The organism is Halobacillus alkaliphilus (assembly GCF_900113125.1).
GTDB classification, from domain to species: Bacteria; Bacillota; Bacilli; order Bacillales; family Halobacillaceae; genus Halobacillus; species Halobacillus alkaliphilus.
In genome coordinates, this window is sequence record NZ_FOOG01000005.1 from 38,194 (window position 1) to 63,923 (window position 25,730).

The 25,730-nt window shown below is 40.6% G+C and carries 20 protein-coding genes; 12 read left to right on the forward strand and 8 right to left on the reverse strand.

Features of this window, described 5'->3' with window-relative positions; translation table 11 throughout:
• Positions 1–95: 95 nt before the first annotated feature.
• The 3 genes from BMZ06_RS04665 to BMZ06_RS04675 form a co-directional block, all read right to left on the reverse strand.
• Positions 96–509 (reverse strand): DUF3021 domain-containing protein, encoded by a 414-nt coding sequence (locus BMZ06_RS04665; RefSeq protein WP_089750613.1) that lies wholly within the window; start codon positions 507–509, stop codon positions 96–98.
• Positions 510–965, reverse strand: coding sequence for a LytTR family DNA-binding domain-containing protein (locus BMZ06_RS04670; protein ID WP_089750615.1), 456 nt, complete (start codon positions 963–965; stop codon positions 510–512).
• A gap of 514 nt (positions 966–1,479) precedes the next feature.
• Positions 1,480–3,210 carry an alpha-glycosidase gene (locus BMZ06_RS04675; RefSeq protein WP_089750617.1) on the reverse strand — a complete coding sequence of 577 codons (1,731 nt, stop codon included), beginning with the start codon at positions 3,208–3,210 and terminating at the stop codon, positions 1,480–1,482.
• A 276-nt stretch (positions 3,211–3,486) separates the two neighbouring features.
• On the opposite strand from BMZ06_RS04675, the gene BMZ06_RS04680 reads away from it, so the two are divergent.
• The 11 genes from BMZ06_RS04680 (at position 3,487) to BMZ06_RS04730 (ending at position 17,710) form a co-directional block, all read left to right on the forward strand.
• The gene (locus BMZ06_RS04680; protein ID WP_089750619.1) at positions 3,487–4,779 is read left to right on the forward strand and encodes an extracellular solute-binding protein; all 1,293 of its coding nucleotides are present in this window, start codon (positions 3,487–3,489) and stop codon (positions 4,777–4,779) included.
• Between the two features lie 77 nt (positions 4,780–4,856).
• Positions 4,857–6,146 carry a carbohydrate ABC transporter permease gene (locus BMZ06_RS04685; RefSeq protein ID WP_089750621.1) on the forward strand — a complete coding sequence of 430 codons (1,290 nt, stop codon included), beginning with the start codon at positions 4,857–4,859 and terminating at the stop codon, positions 6,144–6,146.
• Between the two features lies 1 nt (position 6,147).
• Positions 6,148–6,990 carry a sugar ABC transporter permease gene (locus BMZ06_RS04690; RefSeq protein ID WP_089750624.1) on the forward strand — a complete coding sequence of 281 codons (843 nt, stop codon included), beginning with the start codon at positions 6,148–6,150 and terminating at the stop codon, positions 6,988–6,990.
• A gap of 164 nt (positions 6,991–7,154) precedes the next feature.
• Positions 7,155–8,192 carry a LacI family DNA-binding transcriptional regulator gene (locus tag BMZ06_RS04695; protein ID WP_089750626.1) on the forward strand — a complete coding sequence of 346 codons (1,038 nt, stop codon included), beginning with the start codon at positions 7,155–7,157 and terminating at the stop codon, positions 8,190–8,192.
• A gap of 225 nt (positions 8,193–8,417) precedes the next feature.
• Entirely contained in the window at positions 8,418–9,443 is a 1,026-nt protein-coding gene (locus BMZ06_RS04700) for a LacI family DNA-binding transcriptional regulator (RefSeq protein ID WP_089750628.1), read from the forward strand.
• Between the two features lie 78 nt (positions 9,444–9,521).
• Positions 9,522–11,636: an amylo-alpha-1,6-glucosidase gene (locus BMZ06_RS04705; RefSeq protein WP_089750630.1), complete on the forward strand. Its 2,115-nt coding sequence runs from the start codon at positions 9,522–9,524 to the stop codon at positions 11,634–11,636.
• A gap of 33 nt (positions 11,637–11,669) precedes the next feature.
• Positions 11,670–12,953: an ABC transporter substrate-binding protein gene (locus BMZ06_RS04710; protein ID WP_089750632.1), complete on the forward strand. Its 1,284-nt coding sequence runs from the start codon at positions 11,670–11,672 to the stop codon at positions 12,951–12,953.
• Positions 12,954–13,102: 149 nt separating this feature from the next.
• Complete coding sequence (locus BMZ06_RS04715) at positions 13,103–13,987, forward strand: carbohydrate ABC transporter permease (RefSeq protein WP_089750808.1); 885 nt, start codon at positions 13,103–13,105, stop codon at positions 13,985–13,987.
• A gap of 11 nt (positions 13,988–13,998) precedes the next feature.
• Positions 13,999–14,820, forward strand: a complete 822-nt coding sequence (locus tag BMZ06_RS04720) for a carbohydrate ABC transporter permease (protein ID WP_089750634.1) — start codon at positions 13,999–14,001, stop codon at positions 14,818–14,820.
• Between the two features lie 251 nt (positions 14,821–15,071).
• Complete coding sequence (locus tag BMZ06_RS04725) at positions 15,072–17,147, forward strand: LTA synthase family protein (protein WP_089750635.1); 2,076 nt, start codon at positions 15,072–15,074, stop codon at positions 17,145–17,147.
• A 113-nt stretch (positions 17,148–17,260) separates the two neighbouring features.
• Positions 17,261–17,710, forward strand: a complete 450-nt coding sequence (locus tag BMZ06_RS04730; protein ID WP_089750637.1) for a hypothetical protein — start codon at positions 17,261–17,263, stop codon at positions 17,708–17,710.
• Between the two features lie 53 nt (positions 17,711–17,763).
• On the opposite strand, the gene pelG is transcribed toward BMZ06_RS04730, so the two are convergent.
• Genes pelG through BMZ06_RS04755 form a run of 5 tightly spaced genes read right to left on the reverse strand, consistent with a single transcriptional unit; the run spans position 17,764 to position 24,627 of the window.
• The gene (gene pelG, locus BMZ06_RS04735; protein WP_089750639.1) at positions 17,764–19,236 is read right to left on the reverse strand and encodes an exopolysaccharide Pel transporter PelG; all 1,473 of its coding nucleotides are present in this window, start codon (positions 19,234–19,236) and stop codon (positions 17,764–17,766) included.
• Positions 19,217–20,638: a GT4 family glycosyltransferase PelF gene (gene pelF, locus BMZ06_RS04740; protein ID WP_089750640.1), complete on the reverse strand. Its 1,422-nt coding sequence runs from the start codon at positions 20,636–20,638 to the stop codon at positions 19,217–19,219. Before pelF ends, pelG begins: the two co-directional genes overlap by 20 nt.
• Positions 20,635–22,476, reverse strand: a complete 1,842-nt coding sequence (locus BMZ06_RS04745) for a DUF2194 domain-containing protein (RefSeq protein WP_089750642.1) — start codon at positions 22,474–22,476, stop codon at positions 20,635–20,637. Before BMZ06_RS04745 ends, pelF begins: the two co-directional genes overlap by 4 nt.
• The gene (locus tag BMZ06_RS04750; protein ID WP_089750644.1) at positions 22,473–23,399 is read right to left on the reverse strand and encodes a tetratricopeptide repeat protein; all 927 of its coding nucleotides are present in this window, start codon (positions 23,397–23,399) and stop codon (positions 22,473–22,475) included. The genes BMZ06_RS04745 and BMZ06_RS04750 overlap by 4 nt, the downstream gene beginning before the upstream one ends.
• Positions 23,392–24,627, reverse strand: a complete 1,236-nt coding sequence (locus tag BMZ06_RS04755) for a hypothetical protein (RefSeq protein WP_089750645.1) — start codon at positions 24,625–24,627, stop codon at positions 23,392–23,394. The genes BMZ06_RS04750 and BMZ06_RS04755 overlap by 8 nt, the downstream gene beginning before the upstream one ends.
• Positions 24,628–24,792: 165 nt before the next feature.
• On the opposite strand from BMZ06_RS04755, the gene BMZ06_RS04760 reads away from it, so the two are divergent.
• Positions 24,793–25,641 (forward strand): glycoside hydrolase family 191 protein, encoded by an 849-nt coding sequence (locus BMZ06_RS04760; protein ID WP_089750648.1) that lies wholly within the window; start codon positions 24,793–24,795, stop codon positions 25,639–25,641.
• The last annotated feature ends 89 nt before the right edge of the window (positions 25,642–25,730 follow it).

The following is a 25,730-nucleotide window of genomic DNA, read 5'->3' on the forward strand; positions in this document are numbered from 1 at the left end:
ACTTCCTCTATTATGATGGATAATCAAACAAGCGTCCAGGCTGAGGTTCGTGAACGCTTGTTGCCGCTTTTTATTAGAAGGGCCTGAATAGTTGTTTAATGAATATGCTTTAGATCCTCGTTAATTTTTCTTATTTGGTATTTATAATAGAGATAAAATGCTGTCCAAATGACACTGTAGAGAAGGAGAGCAACTACTGTAAATAGTAAGACACTGGCTATTCCTTGTGGAATCCATCCAATACCATAAGCCAAAATAAAGTATGCGGCCATGACGGTTACAAAATGCAAGGCCGTTTGCTGGGAAAGCTTCAGAGAACGAATCTCAAAGTAAAGAGGAGTCACCGAAAACAACCATCCGCAAAATATGTTACCTAAAGAGTTCTTTACAAAAAGACTCGAATCAAGCGTAGTTTGATCGCCAAAGAAAATGATCGAATACGTAATTAGTACAGCTAAAAATCCCCCAAAAAAGATGCCGATTAAACTTCTAAATAGAAACGTTTTCATTTATTTCTCCCTCCTGTTTATTCGTAAGACTTCTTTAATACCTGCCACATAGTGTCTAGAAGCATACTCTTTTACTCCAGAACGAAAATGTACCGATAATGTTCCGTTAAAGGAAGGTTCAAAATGACTGATTTCATAGAGATTGGCGATCACAGACTTGGAAAGGCGTATAAATTTCCGTGGGGATAGAATTTCTTCCAGCTCATATAGTTTCTCTTTTACTTTAAATCTGCCTTCTGAAGTAGCAGCCAGTACTGAATCTCCCTCAGAATGAAAGTAGTGCACTTGATCCGGCTTTAAAATGTGTTGTTCCTCCCCCTTTTTTCCAATGATGAATTCCGTCTTTTGTTGATTTAAGTAATCTAAGATGTCTTTAATGGAATCATCCATTTCCATGCAGTGAATAGTGACGCTTGTTTCTTCATACTTATGGTCGACGTCGAGTAAGACTTTCACTTGGATCATCCTTTAAATTATTGATTTCTTAAGGTTAGTATAAGATTGAAAACCAAGGTTGTCATGGGAATAAAGGTAAGAGGTCTTTTAAGATCGATAAAATGCACAATTAAGGAACTGTGTTGCACCCCTTCGAAGAGGAGCGAGTCTCACCAGGTCACCTTCCAAAAAGACTCTTGAAGACCAGGGAAAAAGCAGAACGTGAAAAGGAACTACTGACCTGTAGACTTTCTTTAAGTTTAATGTTGTAAAGTGGGACTTGTGGGAACATAAGATGGGATACGAGAGGAAAAATAAAAGCGAAAAGATCATTAGCGGACATAAACTCGTAATCAGATAGAAATAGAAAACGTCAGGCTCTCAATGAGCCTGACGTTTTAGATTATTTATTACCCTCTAATGGTAGAGTAAACCTTCATCTTCTTCGGGTTAAAAGAAATTCACTATACGTTTAAATTTGCAATGAGAATGAAAAAAGGGTGCGCCACCTCAAGAAGATTGTTATATATGCTAATTAGAGTTCAATGATGACATAACCATATGGAGCAACGACTATTCCATCATCATGAACGGTTGAATTTTCGTCCCTTTCAATACTTCTTCTTGCAGAAGCCTCAGCCTTTTTAGATTGATCAGAAGGGTTGATGAAAAATAGAAGTCTCTGCTCATCCGAACGTTTTTCATAAGCAAGCAGTTCTTCACCATAATCCATAAATTGAAAGCTGCCCCCACTTCCAAACGCTGGCTCTGTTTTGCGCAATGAAATCATGTTCTGAAGAAAAACGAATAATTCCTGATCTTGTTCATTTTCCTCCCATACCATACATTTCCGGCATCCCGGGTCTTCTCCACCGGTCATGCCTATCTCATCCCCATAGTAGATACAAGGGGTCCCTTCGTAGGACATTTGGAACAAGTACATGAGTTTTGCGGTTGGTTTATGCTCTTCCACATAGGTCAGAACCCGCGGTGTATCATGACTGCCAAGCAGGTTAAAGGATACCTCATTCACCGGAGCTGGATACATATGCTGTACGTGAGCAAGCTGATGCTTAAATCGGGTAAGGCTTATGTTACGTTTAGCGAAAAAGTGGATAACAGCATTGGTAAACGGATAATTCATAACTGCATCAAATTGATCTCCCTGAAGCCACGGCATGGAGTCATGCCAGATCTCGCCGAGGATGTAAGCATCCGGTTTGATCTCTTTAACGGTGCGGCGGAATTCACGCCAAAACGAATGATCGACTTCATTGGCTACATCCAGTCGCCAGCCATCGATATCAAATTCCTCAATCCAGTAGCGGGCAACATCCAGGAGATATTGCTTTACTTCAGGATTCTCGGTATTCAGCTTGGGCATATACGATTCAAAAGCAAACGCATCGTAATTTGGAGAGGGAGTTGTGCTCACTTTGTCTTCCCAAAGATGGAACCACTCCGAATAGGGGGAGTTCTTTCCGCGTTTAAGTACGTCCTGAAAAGGTGCAAAATAAAAGCCGCTATGATTAAAGACCGCATCAAGCATCACACGGATCCCTTTTTCATGACAGGCCTTTACCAGCTTGCGAAAGGTCTCTTTATCCCCAAACTGCGGGTCAATTTCCATATAGTCCGTTGTATCATATTTATGATTAGAGTGAGCTTTGAAAATCGGCGTAAAATAGATCCCGGAAATTCCAAGTTGGGTTAGATAATCCAGGTGATCCATTACGCCTTGGAAATCTCCGCCAAAAAAACTGTCCTGTTTAGGTGCTTCGCTACCCCATGGCAGGGTACCTTCCGGATTGAGGGAAGGGTCACCATTCCCAAACCGTTCCGGGAAAATCTGATACCAGACCGTGTCTTTTACCCACTGGGGAGCCTTGAACACATCAGCAGAATTTAGAAAAGGAAAGCAAAAATGGTAGTCGATTTCATCGAGAGGTGCTTCAGTAAAGAACCCTTTTTCCGTAAATACAGCCGTCTCTTTTTCACTTTCGAGTTTGAATGAATAACGGAGTCGTCGGTATGGAGGTTGTAAAGAGGTGAACCAGTAATCAAATAACTCATCACTACCGGTCTTTTCCATCGGCTTTTCTTCTGTCTGCCATTCCCCTTTTTTCCATATATATGGATCTCCATGAATGAGAGATACCCTTCTCATATCTTCTTTTTTCGTACGAAGTCGAATATGAATGGTTTCAGAATCATAAGCATAGGCAAAATTATTGCCGGGTCTGTGATAGACGGCTTCTTTTATCAAAATCATCATCCTTTCTGAACAACCGATTGCATTATTTTTTCTAGCTATTCTAATAATCTATAACAGAAAAGAGCGGTCCGTCAATCTTAAGAAATAACGTATAATTGATTATTTTGTAGGGATTTTAATTCTAATATTCCTTTAAATAGATTCTAGTGAAACCGCTTGCATTATTTGTAAAAGCTTGTATAATAAAAACCGAGATGTGTGCAATCGGTTTCACTAGATTGGTAGATCGCATACATAGAATAGTAAAAAATCAGGGGGTCTATGTTGATGAAGAGATGGTTAAGTGCATTGTTAATTGTTTTTCTGACCGTAGGAATTTTGGCTGCTTGTGCACCAGAAAGAGAGCAAGAAGCAAGCTCGGATAGTGAAGAAAACAGCAGTTCTGCGGAAGGTGAAATGCCTGAAAAACCAGAAAAACTGGTGATCTGGGAGGATAAAGATAAAGGCGTCGCTCTTGAGCCGGCAATTAAAAGTTTTGAAGAAGAACACGGTATTAAAGTGGAGTTTAAAGAATTGGACATGTCCTCTAAAATGCGTGAACAACTGCGTTTAGATGGCCCGGCAGGCACAGGGCCAGACGTATTGACACTGCCTCATGATCAAATCGGCCAGTTGGTAATTGAAGGCTTGATTTCTCCTCTTGAATATGAGCAATCCGTTACGGACAAGTACACGGAAGCTTCTGTTAAAGCTGAAACCTATGATGGAAAACTTTACGGTCTTCCAAAAGCAACAGAAACCCCGGTATTTATCTACAACAAAGAACATATGGACAAAGCACCTGAAACCTTTGAGGAAGTACTCGAATTCTCTAAAGACTTTACACAGGGTGAACAGTACGGCTTTCTTGCTTTGTGGGATAACTTCTACTTTGCCAACTCTGTTATGAGCGGTTATGGAGGCTATGTATTTGGCGAAGAAAGCGGTTCTCCTAATCCACAGGATCTTGGTTTAAGCAATGAAGGAGCTATTGAAGGTGCCAACTATATTCAGAAATGGTATGAAGAGATATTCCCGGCGGGTATCGTTGGGGAGAGTGGTGGATCAGCCAAAGACGGTCTTTTCCAGGATGGAAAAGTTGCATCAATGATGGACGGACCGTGGGCTTTCCAGGCGCTTAATGAAGCCGGGATTGATTATGGTGTAGCACCACTTCCTAAGTTACCTAATGGTGAGTATCCACAAACATTCGTTGGTGTGAAGGGTTGGCATTTATCTTCAGCTTCTGAAAATAAAGAATGGGCTTCTGAATTGATTAAGTGGATTGCGAACGAAGAAAATTCAAAGATCCGCTTTGAAGAAACGAATGAAATTCCACCGATCAAATCATTAATTGAAGACCCAATTATTGCCGATGATGAAAGAGCGAATGCGGTAGCTGTTCAGTCTGAGCGTGCCATTCCTATGCCAAACACTCCTGAAATGAGTGAAGTGTGGGAACCAATGGCTCAAGCGCTTCAATTGATCGCAACTGGAAAGTCGTCACCAGAAGATGCTTTAAATGAGGCGACAGACACAATTAGTAAGCAAATTGAACTGAATCACTCAGGGAACGAATAGGGCTGTGCAGTACCCCTTTAACCGGGTACTGCTTTCCTTTTTTACCCATACATACAGAAAGTGAAAGGAGACTGAACATGGGGGAGCAGGGAAATAAACCTTCAACAAATAAACGCAAAATTGCGCTCGCGCTTTCAATCATTCCAGGCTTCGGACAATTTTATAATAAACAGTGGCTGAAAGGGTTGATCTTTCTCGTATTGACTGGATCCTTCTTCGTGGCCTTTTCGGATTTACTGCAGTTTGGATTCTGGGGATTAGTTACCCTTGGAAGCGATCCCGCATATGATCACTCCATTGTCCTGCTTGTAGAAGGTATACTTACCGTATTAATTACCATTCTTGGTTTAGGTATCTATGTACTGAATCTTAATGATGCTTTTAAAGTGGGGAAACAGAGGGACCTAAATGAACACCCTAATTCCATACGGCAGCAATATCAAAACCTGGTAGGCGGAGGATTCCCATATTTAATGATGACTCCCGGTTTTCTGCTGCTGATATTTGTGGTTATCTTTCCAATTCTTTTTGTAATCTTATTAGCTTTTACTAATTATGATTTATACCATTCGCCGCCTGCCAATTTAGTAGAGTGGGTCGGTTTCCAGAATTTTATAGAGATCTTCCAGATCCCGATCTGGCGTAACACGTTCTTTAGTGTACTTGCGTGGACGATTATTTGGACGTTTGGGGCTACTACGCTGCAAGTAGCTCTTGGAATCTTCCTTGCTGTCTTAATGAACCAGAAAGGGATCGTTCTGCAAAAAACGATCCGTACCATATTCATATTGCCTTGGGCCGTTCCGGCATTTGTGTCTATTCTCGTATTTGCAGGGATGTTTAACGAAACGTTTGGTACGATTAATGAAGACATTATGGCTATTTTCGGCCTGGGGGATATTCCGTGGCTGACTAATCCTACTTACACCAAGATTGCTTTAATCATGATTCAAACGTGGCTCGGTTTCCCGTTTATCTTCGCAATGGTTACAGGGGTTCTGCAATCGATTCCGAATGAATTATATGAAGCGGCAGAAGTCGATGGAGCAACAATTATGCAGAAGTTCAAAGGCATTACACTTCCGCTTGTGCTTTATGCAACAGCCCCGATTCTGATTACGCAATATACGTTTAATTTTAATAATTTTAACGTTATTTTCCTTTTTAATGGAGGAGGTCCTGCCGTTCCTGATCAAAATGCAGGAGGAACCGATATTCTGATTTCGTGGATCTACTCCCTGACTATGACATCGGCGCAATATGGAAAAGCGGCCGCCATTACTATGATCCTTTCCCTTATCGTTATAACTGTGGCCTTATGGCAATTCAGAAGAACGAAATCATTTCAAGAAGAGGATATGATGTAATATGAGACCAAATAAACAACGAATTTTACAGTTGACCCTATCCTATGTAGTGATCATTGCCATGGTAGTGATTATCCTGTATCCGATCCTATGGATTATCGGTTCTTCACTTAACCCTGGGAATAGTTTATCAGGCTCATCAATCATTCCATCCGATGCCACATTAAAGCACTATCGGGAGTTATTTGATTTAGAGAAAAGTAATTATTTAATCTGGTATTGGAATACGTTAAAGATCTGCCTGTTGACGATGGCGATTTCCGTAGCGCTTGTCTGTATGACAGCCTACTCTTTTTCCAGGTTTCGTTTCTACGGACGTAAAAACGGACTGATGACGTTCTTGATCCTGCAAATGATTCCAAACTTTGCCGCCCTCATTGCCATCTATGCACTCGCGAACTTAACGAATCTATTGGATACGCATCTTGCGCTCATTCTTGTGTACACAGGAGGAGCCATACCGATGAATACGTACTTAATGAAAGGGTACTTAGATACGATACCAAAAGAGCTGGATGAATCAGCACGTATGGATGGAGCGGGGAATTTCCGTGTATTCTGGCAAATTGTGCTTCCGCTTGCAAAACCAATGATTGCTGTCGTTTCTCTATTTACCTTTATTACACCGTTTACCGACTTTATTTTAGCCAGAATTTTACTCCGTACAGAAGAAAAATTCACGTTGGCTGTAGGTTTATATGAATTAATTGCTGATCAATTTGGGAATGAATTCACCCTTTTTGCAGCCGGATCGGTCTTGATCGCCCTGCCAATTTCTATATTGTTTCTCTCCTTGCAGAAATACTTTGTCTCAGGATTGACAGCCGGAGGTACGAAGGGCTAATCTGTAAGGTGTTCAGCTTAATTTAAAGAGGATGTCTTTTGTACTTACATAGGGCATCTTCTTTTTGTGAATGAAATCAGCGGTTTCTATAAGCCTGTCTGGATTTCTGTTATCATTAGATATATTATTTAAAAAAGACTGTTTAAAAATAGAAGGTGATCGTGTTGGGAGTAACCATTAAACAAGTAGCTAAAGCTGCAGGGGTAGCGCCGTCCACCGTTTCACGAGTCATTGCTGACCACCCAAGGATCAGCACGGCAACAAAGAAGCGTGTAAAAAAAGCGATGAAAGAAATGGGGTATCATCCGAATGCCAATGCCCGAAACTTGGCTAATCGGTCAACCCAGTCCATTGGAGTGGTTATGCCTACCAGTGCAGACAAGGCGCTTCAAAACCCGTTTTTTCCAGAAGTATTGAGGGGAATCAGTGCGGTTGCTCATCACTTAGATTATTCTCTGCTTCTGAGTACAGGGGAAACGGATGAAGAAATGCAGGAAGGCGTCGAACGGATGGTCTACAGCAACCGTGTCGATGGAATTATCCTGCTATATTCCCAAATCGATGACCCGGTTGTGAATTTTCTGCTCGAGCAGGATTTTCCCTTCGTCGTAGTTGGAAAGCCGTCAGAACGTGTGGATGAAATCACTCATGTGGATAACGATAATGTTAGAGCCGGTAAAGACATTACGAGCCATCTCATTAATCTCGGCCACGAAAATATTGGTTTCATCGGCGGCTCTCAGGACAGAATAGTGACGATAGATCGAATGAGAGGTTACGAGCTGGCCCTAAAAGAAGCAGGTTTACCATTCTTAAAGGATTACCGGATTCATACCGAATTCTTAAAATCAGGCGGGCGCCAGGCGGTGCATGAGTTGTTTAGTATTCCTGACCCTCCTACCGGCCTCGTAATTGCAGACGATCTTATGAGTATTGGCGTGGTGAATATGCTTGAGGAATTCGGTAAACGGGTGCCTCAGGATGTTTCGATTGTCAGTTTTAACAACGTGTATTTGTCCGAGGTAACCAGGCCACCGCTTACCACTGTAGATATTCACATTTACCAGCTCGGCAGCCAGGCGGCTAAGTGTTTAATTGAAAAAGTGAAAGACCGGTCGGAGCCTGCGAAGCGTATCATTATTCCCTATGAGATTAAGCATCGTGCGTCTGCGACAGAAAAGGAAGCATCCTCTAAAGTGTAGAGGATGCTTCTTTTTTAATTCTTTCATTTAGGTTTCTTTTCCCTCCCCTTATGGACCCTCTCTAATGGCACCATTGATATCCACAGGTTTTTAGTTTAGAAATAGAAAACCAATCATCAAAAATGAGTTTATAAATTTTCTGAAAATGGTTGTTACCGTTTTCATTTTGTTTTATACTTAATCACAAGCAATAACCAAAACGTTTTGGAAAGCTAGGAGAATACGATGAGTACAATAAAAGACATTGCTAAAGCTGCGGGTGTTTCCATCACAACCGTTTCGAGAGCGCTAAATGGTTATTCGGATGTGAGTATAAAAACAAAGCAGCGTATCCACGATATTGCTAAAGAACTTGAGTATAGTCCTAATGCCCTAGCCCGTAGTCTTGTCATGAAAAAAACAAAGACCATCGGATTGTTAGTTTCAGGGTTAAATCGAAGCGGTTCAAAGGATCATATAGTTATGGACGTCCTTACAGGGATCCACGAGTATTGCGGGGAGTATGAATATGATATTGTTCTTTTCAGTACTTCTACGTCTCGCCAAGGTGAAAAAACATACACACAGTTATGCCGGGAGCGTCGTGTAGATGGTGTCATTGTACAAGGTATTAAAAAAGATGACCCATATCTCATTGAAATTCTTAATAGTGACATCCCTTGTGTATTAGTAGATGTTCCCGCAGAAGGGGAAAAAGTAGGTTTCGTAACAACTGATAATGTTGAAGGAGCTATGAAAGCAATTGACCATCTTGTAAGTCTTGGACATGATAAAATTGCTATGGTAAACGGGCACGATCAGGCTTTTGTAAGCCAGGAGCGATTAAAAGGGTTTAAGCTAGGGCTTGAAAATCTTGAAAAGACTTTTCATCCTAGATTAGTTGTTAATGGTGATTATGATGAGGCTATTTCAGAAGAGAAGGCCTTTCAATTATTACAGCATCATCCCGAGATAACGGCAGTCTTCTGCGCAAGTGATTTAATGGCTTTTGGTGTGATGAGAGCAGCCAGACGACATGGGTTGCGAGTTCCCGAAGACCTTTCCATTGTCGGTTACGATGATATTGCGCTTGCGTCTTATGTATCACCTCCGCTTACAACCATTGCCCAGGATACTTTTGAAATGGGGTACGCGGCCGCTAGATTGCTGGTAGGAATCCTGGAGGAGACAGAGGTAGAAAGAATTTGCATGGTTGACAACGAATTAAAGATTCGAGAAACAACAATTAAACAAGCAAAAATTAAGAAATAAATTTTTTTATAGGTTTTCCAAAACGTTTCGGATTTCATTTTTGAAATTAACCGAAACGTTTAAGTAGGAGGCGGTATTGTGAACTATCAAGTGTTAAAAGATAACCAACTATTTTTACTAACGGATCTTTATGGAAATATCCCACTAGATCATCCTTATGGACTCGGACTTTATAAAGAAGATACCAGGTTTTTAAGCGAAATGAATGTCACCATAAATGGAGAAGCGCCGATACTGCTTCAGTCGAATATAGACCAAAATGATCGACCAGTAACCATGCTTACAAATCCTCATATTGAAAAAAACGGAGAAGTGGAACTTTGGAGAGAATCGATAGAGATTATGCGTACTAGGTACATATCTAATGATATTCTCTATGAAACTGTTCAGGTTAAAAATTACAATCCTAAGCCCCTCCAATTTTCTTTAGAGTTTTCATTCCAGGCTGATTTTGCAGATATGTTTGTTGTCCGAGGCTTTCAAAATGGAGAGTTAGGGCAGAAATTGGAAACGATAAGCAGTCAGGACTCTCTTGTTTTTGGCTATATGGGAGCAGATAACATCAAACGTGAAACCATAATATCCTGGGAGAAAGGCAAAGAGGTTAAAAGTAAAAAGGAAGATCTACTAGTGCCTTTTACCCTTAATCACTCGGAGACTGATGAAGTAACTTTTACTATCACACCTTTCATTTATGGTGTAACAGCTGAAGTTATACCGAAAACTCAAGCTATTGAAGAATCTTTACAACGCAAAGAAGAATGGAATAGCAAATCGACGAAGATCGAAACGGATCACCCTCTTTTACAGAAGGTTGTTCAGCGCAGTCTTCGTGATATGCACACCCTGGTAACAGATGTAGGTCATGGTCCGTTTCTGGTTGCAGGTCTTCCTTGGTTTGGAGTTCCATTTGGAAGAGACAGTTTGATTGCTGCTTTGCAGATGCTTCCATTCAATTCGGAAATTGCGAAAGGTACTTTGCGAACACTTGCCCAATACCAGGGAACGAAAAAAGATGCCTGGAGGGATGAAGAACCAGGAAAAATCATGCATGAAATCAGGTATGGAGAATTAGCACGTACAGGTCAGATTCCCTTCACCCCTTATTATGGAACAGTTGATGCCACCCCACTTTTTGTCGTATTGGCTGTAGAATACGCTAAATGGACTAAGGATCTTTCATTCATTGAAGAGCTCCGGCCAAATCTTGAAAAAGCTATCAAATGGATCGAAGAATATGGTGACCGGGATGGTGATGGTTTCGTTGAATATCATCAGGAAGCTTCTAAAGGCATTGCTAATCAAGGATGGAAAGATTCTGAAGATTCCATTGTACATAGGAGCGGAAACTTCGCTGAATCGCCTATTGCATTAGCAGAAGTACAGGGCTATGTATATCACGCATTGACTGGTATGGCAGATATTTATCAATCTTTAAACCTTCCGGAAAAGTCCGAAGAACTAAAAAGAAAAACTAAGAAATTAAAGTCAGAGTATGACACTGCTTTTTGGATGGATGAGCATGATTACTATGCCATTGCTCTCGATCATAACAAGCAGCAGGTGGGTACGATTACCTCTAACCCAGGACATTTATTACTTGCTGATTTAATACCTCAGGAGAAGCTGGAAAGTGTTGTTCACAGACTGCTCTCTAAAGAAATGTTTTCAGGCTATGGGATTCGGACGATGGCTGAAGGAGAAGCGGCTTACAATCCTATGAGTTACCACGATGGAAGTGTATGGCCGCATGATAACAGTTTAATTTTGCTTGGGTTGGGAAAGCAGCACCGTCAGACAGAAGCTGTACGTGTAATTGAAGGATTGCTGCAAGCAGCCTCTCACTTTGAGTATAACCGGCTACCTGAATTATTCTGCGGTTATAGTATGGAAAAAAGAGAGGTTGTTCCTTATCCTGTCGCCTGTTCGCCGCAAGCCTGGGCCGCTGGTACGGCATTGACTTTTATTCAAACTATGCTTGGGATCTATCCCGAACTAAATGAGCGCCAAATGAAATTGCAGCCTCAGTTGCTTCCAGATATGAATGAACTAGTGGTTAAAGATATATCACTAGGAGATGGTCAGTTGTCGTTGAAAGTTTATCGCGTAAAGCAAAGTTATGAAATAGAGGTATTAAAGAATACCACGGGCTTTGAAGTGTTCTTGCAATCCACTCAAACTACGAGTTCATAATAAAATAAATCACTTTAAAAAGGAGAAGTTTATATGAGAGGTAACAAGTGGTTCGCAGCGTTAGGAATTTCAAGTTTACTATTGGGGAGTGCTTTAGCAGGGTGCAGTAACAGTGAAGAATCATCAAGTCAAACGAACTCGGATGGAAAAACAGTGGTTGAATTAAACGGATGGGGTTCAAGTCCTGAAGAGGAAGAGCTTTTGAAAGAGACGATCACTGCTTTTGAAGAAGAGCATCCAAATATCCAGATTAAACATGAGGTGATCGCGGATCAGTATATGGACGTCATCAAAACACGTTTAATAGGAGGAGAAGCTGCTGATGTCTTTTACCTGGATGCTCTCGATGCTCCATCATTAATGCAGCAGGACGTTCTTGAACCATTGAATGACTATATGACAGAAGACTTCGATGTAGGAGATTTTGAAGATCCTCTTGTAAACGCCTTCAAAAGTGGGGGAACTCATTATGGTTTTCCTAAAGACTTTTCAACGCTAGCTTTGTTTTATGATAAGCAGGCATTTGAGGAAGCAGGACTGGAAGGTCCTCCTGAGAATTGGGAGGAACTGAGGGAGTATGCAGAAAAGCTAACTGTGGATGAAGACGGAGATGGCACTCCGGAACGTTATGGTCTTGGTTTTGCAAAAGAATTAGCTCGTCAGTTCTATAAGTTCCAGCCTTATGGCGGTAAGTTGGTTACAGAGGATGGAAAAGCAGCATTCGCAAACGAGAAATCCGTAGAAGCATTGAAGCCTATCGTGGACATGTACAAGAATGAGAAAACTGCTGGACTGCCTTCAGATGTAGGAGCAGGATTCGGTGGAGATATGTTTGGGCAGCAAAAAGCGGCTATGGTAATTGAAGGTAACTGGACGATCCCTTTTCTAGAAAACAATTTCCCTGACGTCGATTATGGAACCTCTGAGCTGCCAGCAATTAACGGTGAAAAAGCAACCGCTGCCTTTACCGTGGCTTATGTTATGAACAAAAATTCAGAAGTTAAAGATGCAGCCTGGGAATTTATTGAATTTATGACCGGAAAAGAAGGAATGGAAATATGGACAAGCAAAGGATTCGCTCTTCCAACGAGGAAATCTGTAGCCGATAAATTAGGTTACGCCGACGATGGACTACGGTCTTCTTTCGTAGAAGGAGCTTCATATGCACAGCCATGGCAAGCTGGGGAGAATCTACCTATTATTATGAACAACTTTGATAACCAATTTGTAAGCGCTCTATTAGGAGAACAGACATTGGAAGAAGCTCTGAAAAAAGCCGAGGATACGGCTAATAACGAAATTAGCTCATCCAATTAAAATTTGAAAAGGGGGGATCTTCTCCCTTTTCTATTTCTAAAGAATGAGGTGTTGTAATGGAACCGGCGAAACAGAACGAATACTCTGAGTCTTTCAAGCCTAAGAAGCCAAAGCCTAAAATTAATCCGAAAGCACCTAAAAAACATCCTATGGGTAAGAAACTGAAAGAATCTTTGTCCGGTTACTTATTCATGTCACCGACAATTTTCACCCTTGGTATATTTGTGGTCGTCCCAATTCTGTATGCTTTATTTCTGTCTTTTAATGATGTCGATTTGCTGGGTGGAATAGGCTATGAATTTCTTGGATTGGATAACTATACGAGAACGATTGATGATGAAAGAGCAAAAATTGCTCTCCTAAATACAGCGGAATATGTGGCTATTGTGGTTCCCGTGCAAACCATTCTAGCCTTACTATTAGCCGCTGCCTTGAATTCAAATATTAAAGGTAAAAATCTTTTCCGAATTATATTCTTTTTACCCACTGTGACTTCTTCCGCAGTTTTAACGCTGATTTTTATGTGGATGTACTATCCGGACGGGCTGATCAATAACTTTTTATCATTTCTTCATTTGCCGACTTATGACTGGCTTTCCAACCCTGCGATTGCCCTTCGCTCAATTATGATTATGAATATATGGGCTACAGCACCTTTCTTTATGGTCATCTACTTGGCGGCCATGCAGGATATATCGGACACCGTATATGAAGCTGCGACAATTGATGGTGCTAATTGGTGGCAGAAGTTTATTTATATTACAGTACCGATATTAAAACCAGTGACGTTCTTTGTAGTTATTATGGGACTAATTGGTACATTTCAGCTGTTCGACCAGTCCTATATATTCTCTGGAGGCTCAGGAGGGCCGAATAGTTCAACGCTTACCATAGTGCTGTTAATCTACCAGTATGCCTTCCAGTCCTTAGATATGGGTTATGCATCAGCACTTGCCGTTGGATTGGCGATCCTTATCATGGTAGTTACAGTAATTCAGAAAGTATTCTTTGGCGAAGAAAAATTACATGATTAGGAGGGCCCCATTTGAATAAAAAAAGAATTACTTCAATACTCGTCTATACTATTCTGATTGGTTATGCGGTCATAACTTTTATACCGTTTTTATGGGCCGTACTGTCTTCTTTTAAACCTTTATCGGAAATTGTATCTGGGATTACTTTTATTCCCGAAAACTTTACACTGGGGAACTACACTGAAGTTTTTTCCAGAGAACCGTTGTTTTTCAGATGGATGTTAAATAGTGTAATCATAACCGCTTGTATGGTGGCTTTGAATATAGTATTTAACTCGATGGCAGGTTATGCACTAGCGCGAATCCGGTTCGCCGGTAGAAAGTTCTGGTTCTTCCTGATTCTTGCCGTGTTGATGATCCCTTTTCAGGTAACGCTTATTCCAAGTTATTTAATCCTGAAAACTTTTGGCTGGCTGAATACTTATCAGGGTCTAATTATTCCCGGTATGGTGAACGCCACCTTCATTTTCATGATGCGTCAATTCTTCTTGAACTTTCCTAAGGAACTGGAGGAAGCAGCGCAAATGGACGGTCTTAGCCGTTTTGGTACCTTTTTTAGAATAGTTATGCCGCTCGCAAAGCCCGCCCTGGCAGCTCAGGCAGTATTTATTTTTATGAGCTCATGGAATGATTTTATGCGTCCATTAATTATTATGTCTGATAAGGACATGTTTACCCTTACCCTTGGTTTAAATACATTTAAAGGACAGTATATTAGCTACTGGAATTTAATTATGGCGGCTTCGACATTGATGACGCTACCTTCACTGCTCATTTATGCTTTTTTCAACCGCTTCTTTATTAAAGGCGTAACCTTTACCGGAGGGAAATAATAAACATTAAAGAACTACCAAAAACCCCCACCTCAGGTCATCCATATTATGGATGACCTGAGGTGGGGGTTTTTGGTATATGTATATTATCAAAACTTATAATTATAAAACTATGATACTTGAATTGGAAGATATTTATTAAAAAAATTACATTATCTTAACAAAAATATAGATTTTGTTTACATTTAATACTAAAATGAGAAGAATATAGAACTATTTCGGATTTAATAGAGAACTGGGAGGTACCTTGGATGGGAAAGAGTTTGATTCGTACATTTCCGCTATTTCTTTTCTTTACCGTAGCGTTAAGTTTATGCTACGGCATTCTTACGTATTCCATTTCTTCGGGATGGAACACTGTAATAGACTGGGCTCAAATTCATACCGTTGGTCTAGGAACATCTATTCTAGTACTTTCATTGGTTATGTGGGGGACAGCTGCCTGGTGGCTGCATAAACGAAATAAGATAGACACTTTATATAAATCTCGTATTTACAGAGTTGGAACAGCCCTGCTCGTTTCGGCAATGATTGGCGCGGCTGCTTCCTATCTATTCATGGTTTTCCATCTGGATATTACGCTGGGCAGGGCAACAGAATGGGTTCAGGAATATCCGGAGCGTTATATGTTTACGGCTTTTTTGTTATCCCTCTTTACTTTGGCGCTTATTCTCCTTGTAGGAGAAACTTACATGGGTGGAGGCATTGCTATACTAGTGTCCTTTATACTGGCATTGGTGAATCATTACAAACAGATCTATCGGAATGAACCATTGTTTCCTAATGATTTTATTCAAATCGGCCAGATTCAGGATGTCATTCCATTAATATCAGATTCCATTTCCATAACGGCTACTTTGCTAATCATAGGAGTCATAGTAGCTGGTTTGTTTGCCTGGTATAAAATGCCGAAAATAAAAATAGGGTGGATTACCCGGCTGGTTATATTTGTGCCGGTGGCTTATCTACTGTATTCCTTTCTGCTCTATGATGATCGTTTTACAGAGAGCTACTATGAAGAATATACAAGCTTCATGCCTTGGAATCAGCAAAACAATTATTATTACAATGGTCCTGTGCTTGGGATGATCTCTAACATTAAGTTGGATGTAGTAGAAAAGCCTGATCCATACAATCAAACAGTCATGGAAGATTCCGTGGTAAACGCGAATGAAGTTTCCGCACGACCAGACGATGAAAAAGAAAAATCGGTACAGCCGAATATTATCTTTTTTATGAATGAGACCTTCTGGGATCCAACCAAGCTGGATGTCAAATTCTCAGAAGACCCAATGAAAAACACACGACGTCTCATGGAAGAGTACCCTTCAGGGCAGATTTTGAGCCCTTCTTTTGGTGGAGAAACGGCTAATGTAGAATTTGAGGCATTGACCAGCTATTCGATGAGTTATATCAATCCGGGAGGGAATCCTTTCAATCATATTTTAGCGAATGACAACTATCCATCGGTCGTGTCGTATTTAAACGATCGCGGATACTACAGTGAAGCTATTCATCCAAATGGAGGCAATCTCTACCGCAGACAGCGAGTGTATCCGAATCTTGGATTTGATCAATCTACGTTCCTTGATGATATGACTTATACTAAAAAAGATAATAAACAGTTCGTTTCAGACAGCTCTGTAGTGAAAGAACTGCTTTCTACGGTAGAACAGCAGGAACAACCGGCTTTCATCCATGCGGTCACAATTGCCAATCACCTTCCCTATAGTGAAGATAAGTATGAGGGGGGAAGCACGATTGATGTGAGTGGAGAGGGGCTTTCTCCTGATACCAAGAGACAGATTGAAGTGTATTCAGAGGGGATCAAACGCTCAGATGAAACACTTAAAAAACTTAATGAAAGTATTCAGGAAATGGACGAACCGACCGTAGTAGTTTTCTTTGGTGACCATCTTCCTTCGATTGGAGCAAATTTGAAAGCTTATAAAGAGACAGGATTTGGGGATGAAGAGGACCAGAAACGGCAGGCGAAGTTCTATGAAACTCCGTTATTATTTCTGTCTAATTTCGAAATGGATATGAAAAATGAATTTGAAACAGTAAGTCCTGTTTACCTCGCGCCTATGGTGGCAGATGCTCTTCATTATGAGACACCGAAATTTTATGACTTTTTAGAAGGAATGCAACAGGAACTTCCGGCTTTTCGAGACATGATTTATATGACTCCAGACGGCGAAACCGTTCCTTCACCTGATGAGCTGCCATCATCCACTCAAAAGATATTAAAAGATTACCATCACTTTCAATATGATGTGCTGACTGGAAAACAACACGTTACCCAAGAATTGTATGATTTGAAATAAAGCTAATTTATAGGACCTCAGGTCATCCAGAATATGGATGACCTGAGGTCCTATTCGTATTCTAAGCTTTGTGTGCATAGGGTAATAGGGAGTCTGAAATAGGAGGACGAGTGATGAACGGCAAGATAGCGCTGATCATTGGGATACTGATTATCGCGGGCGGAATTACAGGGGTGGTGATGTATAAGACGAGTCCTGCTCAACAAGCGAAAACAGTTGTTGAAAACTTCTATTCGTTTGAACAAAGAGGTGAATACTCGAATTCCTGGGAGCTTTTTCATCCCCTTATGAAAGAAAAATTTGCGAAGGGCCCCTACATTCAGGACCGGGCGCATGTATTCATGAATCACTTTGGGGTTGATACCTTTACTTTTACTATAGAAGAAATGAAGAAGATCAAAAATTGGCGTATGGAAAAGGGAGCCAAACCTTTTCCCATTGCTTACAGCATGACGGTGGCCCAGACCTTTCGAGGAAAATATGGCTTGTTCACACTACATCAGAAGGTGGTGGTCACAAAAGTGAAAGAGAAATGGGTAGTGACGTGGGATTATAAAAAATGAGGAAGAGATGCAGATTTCCTCAGTAAAAGAAATCAGCACCTCTTTTATCCAATTTAAAGTATGGTGTTTTTATTCAGCCAACTCCCCATCTTGGAGAAAGGAGTTCTTTTTTTATCTGTTAAAATTGCCTGAGGTTGACAGAAAGCGTAATAATCCACTTTTTCGATAAAGAATACTAAACGTAAAACTGAGAAAAGAAAGGCACAGGTGGAACCTATCGAAAAACTGAGGCCGTAACCATCATAACCGAAGGGGATAAAGACGAGCGACAAAGAAAGATTTAAACCAAAAAATACAATGGAGGTGTACATAGCCCCTCTCCGGTCTTCGAAGTAAAGAAGGATAAGTGTGATCACAAGTACCATTGCATTGGAGAACGCTCCCACTGTAGTGAAACGGAAGATCGAAATAATACGCGAATCAAGAGCAACAAAGGACACAATGTAACCTGCAGAGAGCAGAATTAACAGAGAGATTACGCCCTGACTTCTAATAAGTTTTCCCATCTCTTGTTTTAGCACAAGCTGCATCGCTTTTTTCGACTTTTTAATCTGCTGAAGCGTTCCACCTTCATTGATATAACCATAAAAAACACGATATCGTTCATAGAAACGGGTTTCCAATGAGACCACAAACATAATCATGGCTGGAATAATCGTTAAGTATGACCAGAAGATAGCCGTGTCATAAATCCGGTGATAAATAAAGGAGTCCAGCAGCGTGGATCCACCTTCTCCAAACCAAATAACCCAGTTGCAAACCCAAATCCCCACGTTGTATAGAAAGCCTGTCCAGAACAGGGACGGGAATTCATCAAAATAACTAAGGTAGCTGTATTGACCTTGTTTTGAACGTTCAGGGAATGTCATAAGCATACACATTAGCAGACCGAACAGGGTAATAATCATGCCTCCCGTAAAGCTGAGGAGTAAAAAGAAGCTGGCAGAGTGAGAAAATTCAGGAAGACTGCTCATATTTCTTCCGACCAGCCATACCAGTACGAAGGAAACAATGCCTCCGCTCAAAAAGCTGTAAGCCACCGCCTGATAAAACTTTGCAGCACTTAAAAACAGGAATAGCACCCAAATCATATTTACAGTGACATACAGGGTAAGTATTAGCAGTTCATAGATAAAAGGGAGAGAGGACAATCCAGTAAAGATGCTCCAGCTTAATAGAGAAAGCCCAAGAGTCACCTTCGTCATACCTATAAAAGTAGAAAAAACTTCCCCTGTCCGTTTTTGATAAAACAAGTCTGCGGTATAACGTGTAACAATTAACTGTTGAATGCCAAACAAGACCTGCGAGAAGATAAAGCAGTAAGCCACAGAGATGTTAAATAATCTTCTTTCTTCCAGGTTCAAAAAGGGAAAGGAGGAGGTAATCCACTGGATAAGAGCGATGGTGCCAATCACAACCAGCCAGGGGCCTGAGGTAACCAGTCCTGCAAATGTATAGGCTTTTATACGGGAAGAAAAATAATCCTCCTGAAATAATCTCTGCAGTTTAAATCCTATACCGGCCATATTGTTGCCCCCTTGCTTTATAGAGTTCAGAATACTGGTCAATAAACTGATGAATTTGATAGTAAGTTTCTGCACGCTTCTGACCGTTTTTTCCTAATTTGATCGCTTCTTGAGGATGATTATAGATCCACTCACAGTATTCAGCTATCTGCTTAGGATTAACAGGAGGAACGACAAAACCGGCGGGGCCATAGGGGTCATCATCACGTCCATAAATTAGTTCGGAACAGGACCCTACGTCACTTACTATATAAGGAACGCCTGCAGCCATTCCCTCAAGAACAGCAAGCGGCTGCCCTTCAGAGATACTGGTCAATAAGCAAACATCAAATTGAGGTAAGTATTCCATAATATTGACCTTACCAGCAAGCACTACGCGATGCCCTACTTCTAATTGTGTAATCATTCGCTGACATTCTTCTGCATAATCCTTATCTTCATCGAGTGGCCCCATAATAATGAGTTCAAAAGGGACCTTACTGTCATCCAAAATCTTAGCTGCGTTAATCATAGTTTTAATATCTTTAATAGGGACAACGCGCACAATAGCACCAATACTTAGTTTAGTTTCTGTTTTATCAAGTTTCTGAATGGTGGAAAGCCGGTCGAAGTGAATGCCGTTTGGTACAATCGAAAGTTTTTCTTCAGCTGCTCCTATTTCTTTTTGCAACAGGCTGTTTCTTTCAAAAAGGGTAATAACATCATCCGCATCTTTATAGGCCTGCTTGGATAGATGGTGAAAAAAAGTAACCCAGCGTTTTTTATAATAATCCGGAATCCAACCGGCTTGCAGGATTTCCTCCTCGCGTTCCCTGGAATAAATGCCATGTTCCGTTAAAAGGAATGGGACGTTCTGCTGTCTTTTTATTGAGGCAGCAACCAGTCCTGCATAACCCGTGGACGCTGAATGGATAAGGTCAACTTCTGGAAAAGGAAACTGTAGCAATTCAATGATGGGTGTAAACATTCCACGCCACATCCAGAAATAATCAATGAAGGAACCGGACTGGTTTTCTTTTTGATAGCTTTCCTGTACCAGTTTCCAAAAAAGTTCACTCGAAAAAAACGTTTCCCTTGTACCCAATTTTTGGCTGAAGACATCTAACGCTTGTGATTCTACCTTGTTAAACATCATCCATTCGGTGAGGCTAATCTGATCAGCTTCAGTCAATGGCATCCTTCGCTTTTTTGTCTTTTGTTTAAGATTAAGAGGCAGATCCTCTACTTGAATGACGTTGGAAGGTAAATCATATCGATAATCCTCAACAGACATCTCTTTTGGAGTAATCGCAATAATAACAAACTCGTGCTTGGGCATCTGAGTAATAATCATCTGTACCCAGCTTGCCACCCCGCCGCTCACATAGGGGTAACTCCCCTCGACGACCATTCCAATTCTCATGATGCATCATCCTTTATGCTAATTTTTGCCGAAGGTTTAGTTAATGTAACTTTATAAAGAGATTCTGTTTCACTAAATCGCTCTATAACCCCGAAAGAATACGTTCCTGTTTCGATACGCTGTCCCTCATTTACCCTAAGAAACAGGAGGGAGGGGGACAGCATCTCTTTTCCTCTAATATTAATGTGGCCGGGTTCATAAGTTACTTGAATATCGGAAGCTTGATACTGTTTCATTCGATTAGTAGCCTGCGACTGCACCATATTGTCTAAATAGGGGTATGTCTGATGAATAGAACGTGCCATAGAGGCAAAGCCGTCTTTAAGACCTGGCCAGCCCTTATCACCGCTCCGTTGGCTGTCCAGTACATCATCGGGGTGGATAAAGTGCGAAACCATACCAAAGTTTGCAATCGCATCCACTTGGATGAACTGATCTTCTGCCGTCTCCGCGTACCCACTTGAAATCCTCGGAAAATGATAAAGGCCAGGATATTTATCGTCCTGCTCAAATTCTTGTATGAAACTTCCCTCCGATTCGGTCCCTGTATAAAGAGCAGCCACCGTCTTTAAATTGGGCAAAGCGTTTTGAAGGGCTGCCAGACCTGTTTCATTTAAAATGTTAGAAGGTGGTACGTAAGATTCAATTCGTTCGGCAGGAAAATAGTAATTAAAAAGCTGGACGGATCTCTTTAACGACTCCTCCATCTGATTTTGGCTGTCCCATGGCTTGTAATTAAGTGATGGATCGATGGTTTCTTCATTTGTCACGAGTGACTGGTGATTGTATCCATGGAGACCCAGTTCACCTTTCTCCTTCAAAAGATTCCTTCCGAAATACAGCATAGGATAACGCCGTTCAGAAATGAGGTCTTCAGCTGTCAATCTCATTTCATCCTCATAAGTGCCAATTAAAAATCCTGTATAACTAAGATCATACTTGTGTGCCAAGTCCTTCATGTCTTCCCACCAGATATCTGTATAGAAATCCTGTGTAGAAAGATCGTAGTGATCCTGAATCGCTTGAGAGGATTCAGGTGGGACTGGAGAAGGGAAATCGTCAATGTGCATAACCTTTATACCTGTTTGATTACTGGCAAAGGCAGGAGGTAAAAATGAAAGAGCCTGAAGCATTAACCCCCTGGAGTTTTTCTCCGTCACGGAGCTTGTATTCCACACCATTACTTTTCCTTCTCCATAACGATTAGACCATAAGATCGGTTCATGCTGTGCCGTTATGAATACTTCTGACTCTTTTGAAAGCTCTACATCGGCAATGCTATGAGAAAAAAGCTTAGAGGTTTGGTCAAGATCCATATAACCAGGGAACAGTTCTTTTTCAAAAGTCAGGCCGTAAATACCATCTTTAAAATCACCCACATCAGTAATACCTAACAATTCGTTCCATTCCGCATTAATAAACCTTGCCCCTATGTACAAGCGTCCTCCGTTTTCAACAAAGACTTTAATTCTCTCAAGCGGCCAGTTCTTTGAATGTTCTCCTGCTAAAACCAGCACGTTATAAGGAGAAGGGGAGATGTTTTTAATTTCTGATGCAGAGATTTCGGTATAGCGAACCTTCGCATAATCCATAGCTTTTTGTATATTATCGATCGCCCCTTGCGATAAATCGCTGTCGTTACGGTGAATATAAATGTTTAATTCTTGGCCTGAAAGTGGTTCCTTAGCCGCGCTCATCGTCTCCGTATCAGATAAGGAAGCACTTTTTGCTGGAAACCACTGGTGGAGAAGATCTAGACGAATAAATTGTAAAAATAAAATAGTCGCCGACAGTAATAAAAATAAACCGCTGACCGTGAATAGTGTCCGTTTTTTCATACCCCGATACCTCCTATGTGACGAACGATGAACCTTTGTTTTTCTGGTATTTTTTCTTCCGGCACATGCTCATATAATCTTCCAGTTAACGATTTAAGGGAGGACCAATTACGCTTATCATAGTAGATTTCCATTAATTCCAGGTATCCTTCGGGTTCGTTTGGGAAATGTTCGATCAAGGAATTGAAAGCCAGAATCGCTCTGTCTTCCTGACCGGTCCGCTTATAGATTTTCCCAAGATTAAAATAAAGCCAAGGGGCTTCTTGGAGATTTTTCACTTCTCTTTCCAAAACGTCCACATATTCTTCTTCTAACCTTTTTTGAGCATTTTGTTCCAGGAGACCACTATTGATAAAGCGTTCATAAACCTGAACCAGTTTTTGAATCGTAGCTGGGTGCGCCGGGTCAAAGGTGAGTTTTGCCTGTTCCAGTTCCTTTTCCATCCGGTTATTTAAAACATTAAGTGTAGTCGCAGAGTAATGTACGGTTTCTGAGTCATTATTAGTAAGTCCTAAATTTAAATATTTTCCTTTATTCGTAATGTTCGAGTTGATCAATCGCAGAATCAGGTCTTTATGGTCCTTAGATTCATCGGATAGTATGGCTTCACCTATGGGGAGCAAATCCATGTTTTCCTCTGCCTGGTAGCGCAGCTGCTCAAGGTTGAGTGGTTCAAATTTAATATAATCGTCGTATTCGTCGAGCATCTGATTCGATCCAAAGTGTTTAGAAATCATCCAGGTAATCAATCCAAAGATTTCGCCGGCTATAGGGATGAAGAAACTTACTACACAAATCCAGCTGATTACTCCTTCATCTTCCTTTTTGACGAGTTTGTTTAAAAAGTGTGAGGAGAAAGCAATCAGAACACCATGTATTAAATAAAAGGTTATGAGAATGAGAGGCAGCGATTGGTTATCCAATAGGGATCACGCCTTTCGTCCGCAGCGCCTGCTTGATTCTCTTCTCTACCATCCCTGCTTTTGCTTCCTCAGTACCTGGAAGAAGGAAATAGAAGGTGTGAGTTTCCTGATTAAATCCGATCACATCAAGCTCACGTAAATATGCTCTAAGAATAATCTCTGTTTCGATAACGGATAGATTCTTTTGAGCACTTAAATCTATCGACACCACACTGAAGGGAACATTATAATGCTCTTTTCTCATTCTCTGCACATCAACCAGATCTTCAAATACATCTGCATAGTAAACCCGGGTCCCCTGGTACATATTCTTCTTGTCTTCTTGTAGCTTAGCTGCTTTGGCGCGCTCCATTCGATTAGACATCCAATCCAGCACAAGTGACATAATTTGAATTTCATACTTTGTTAACCGGGAAAAATCAAGTTGATCAATGATTACAACTTCTTCGACTTCGTTATTTGAAACGATTGGCCCAGCCACAAGCGGAGTATTTTCATCGTCATCCACGGTGCGAATGGTTACCGTTTTATTTTGGAAGACTCTCTTATAAAAGAATGAATGTTCATCAATAAACATCGTTTGAGGCAGCCGTTTGGATTCTCCGTTTCTCACATGCAGCCGCAGGGCTTTCCGAGAGGAATCGAGATGGTAAATTCCAACTTCTTCAGCTTTAAATAAATTAGAAATAATGGTTGTGGCTTCATTACGAATCAAATCGGGTGTCGGCTGGTCTAATGCTATGCCTACCTGATAGATTCTTGAAAGTGTGTATTCCGAATCTAATACCTTTTCCTGCATAACTCTTTGAGATTCCTTCATCAATTCAATTGTCTTCTTCAGCTCGTTACGTTCGTCCATGATTTCTTCATAAGAATATGTAAGACTCTCATATCTTTCTTTGAATGATGTGCTGTAAATGCCGCTTATAACAGCAATCAGCAAGGTGAATAACACCGCTGTGTAGGTGTCAGATTCATAAAATAATAGGAAGAGATCTTCGTTGTTCAGTTTTACAGACACGATTAGATAGATCACTGTCAATAGAAAGGCGGCTAACCCCAGGGTCAAACCATAGCGTAGAGAGAAAAATAGAACGATAATAATAAATGGGCTAAAGGTCCATTGAGTCATATTCATTTCAAAATACTGATCCAGAAGAGCTGCAATTAACATAATAACGAACAGCTCGGTAAATTTTCGCCAAGTACTTGTCTGAGTGTAAATCATTTCATCACCTCGAGGATCTTTAATAAAAAAACTATATTTTTGTTAAATTATGCTATAATAACGTAGAAATTAATCAGGAACAAAGGCTCAGTAGAGATGGTTATGGAAGTAGCTTCCATCAGCCTGAACATCCTGACACTATTTCCTATATATGGAGGCCAACAAATGTGGAAAATGTCTAAAAAAAAGAGCTTAGTATCTTCATTTATTGTGATTTTATCCGCTTTTATGCTGCCGTTTAATGCATGCGCTGCATCTGATAACCCTCTGGCTAAAGTCAAAACATACAAAATTTATTATGACAGTCCAACCCCGGACTTATTAGAGAAAATGCAAGAGTTAGATGCTGTTATGATTGAGCCGGTTTTTTATTCTCAAGAGCAAATTCAGGTGATTCAACAGTCAGGTACAAAAGTCTATGGGTATATTAATATAATGGAAGCAGACAAATGGAATACAGAGTTGTTCAACCAATTGAATGAGAATGATTTTTTCTACCGTAATCAGAAGCGAGTGTATTATCCTGAATGGGATTCATATCTAATGGATATTACTTCTATCCATTATCGGGAGATTTTATTGAACGAAGTAACCACTCAGATATCTGCTAAGGGCCTGGATGGTATTTTTCTGGATACAGTTGGAAATATAGATAACGAACATTGGAATAGCCAGGATATTTTGAAAGAACAAAGGAATGGATTGGTTTCCTTATTACAGAAAATCCAAGAAAAACATCCGAAGTTATCCATGATCCAAAATTGGGGGTTTGATACGCTGAAAACTGCGACGTTTCCCTATGTAGATGGAATCATGTGGGAAAACTATAATTATTCTACAGTATCCAATGATCAATGGTCTCAAAATCGTATTAAAGACCTGGAAACCCTTCGAAATCAAGCGGGTATTCAAATTCTTACCGTTTCATTTTCAGAAGAAACAAATAGTACTAATTATGCAGAATTGCATGGATTTATCCACTACCATGAACCCGATCACTATAATTCTTGGTAACTACTATTATACAAAAACATTTAAAATATGATACTTTTTTCACTCTAAAATTCGAATAATTTACAGTAATTATATATAATGACGAAAAA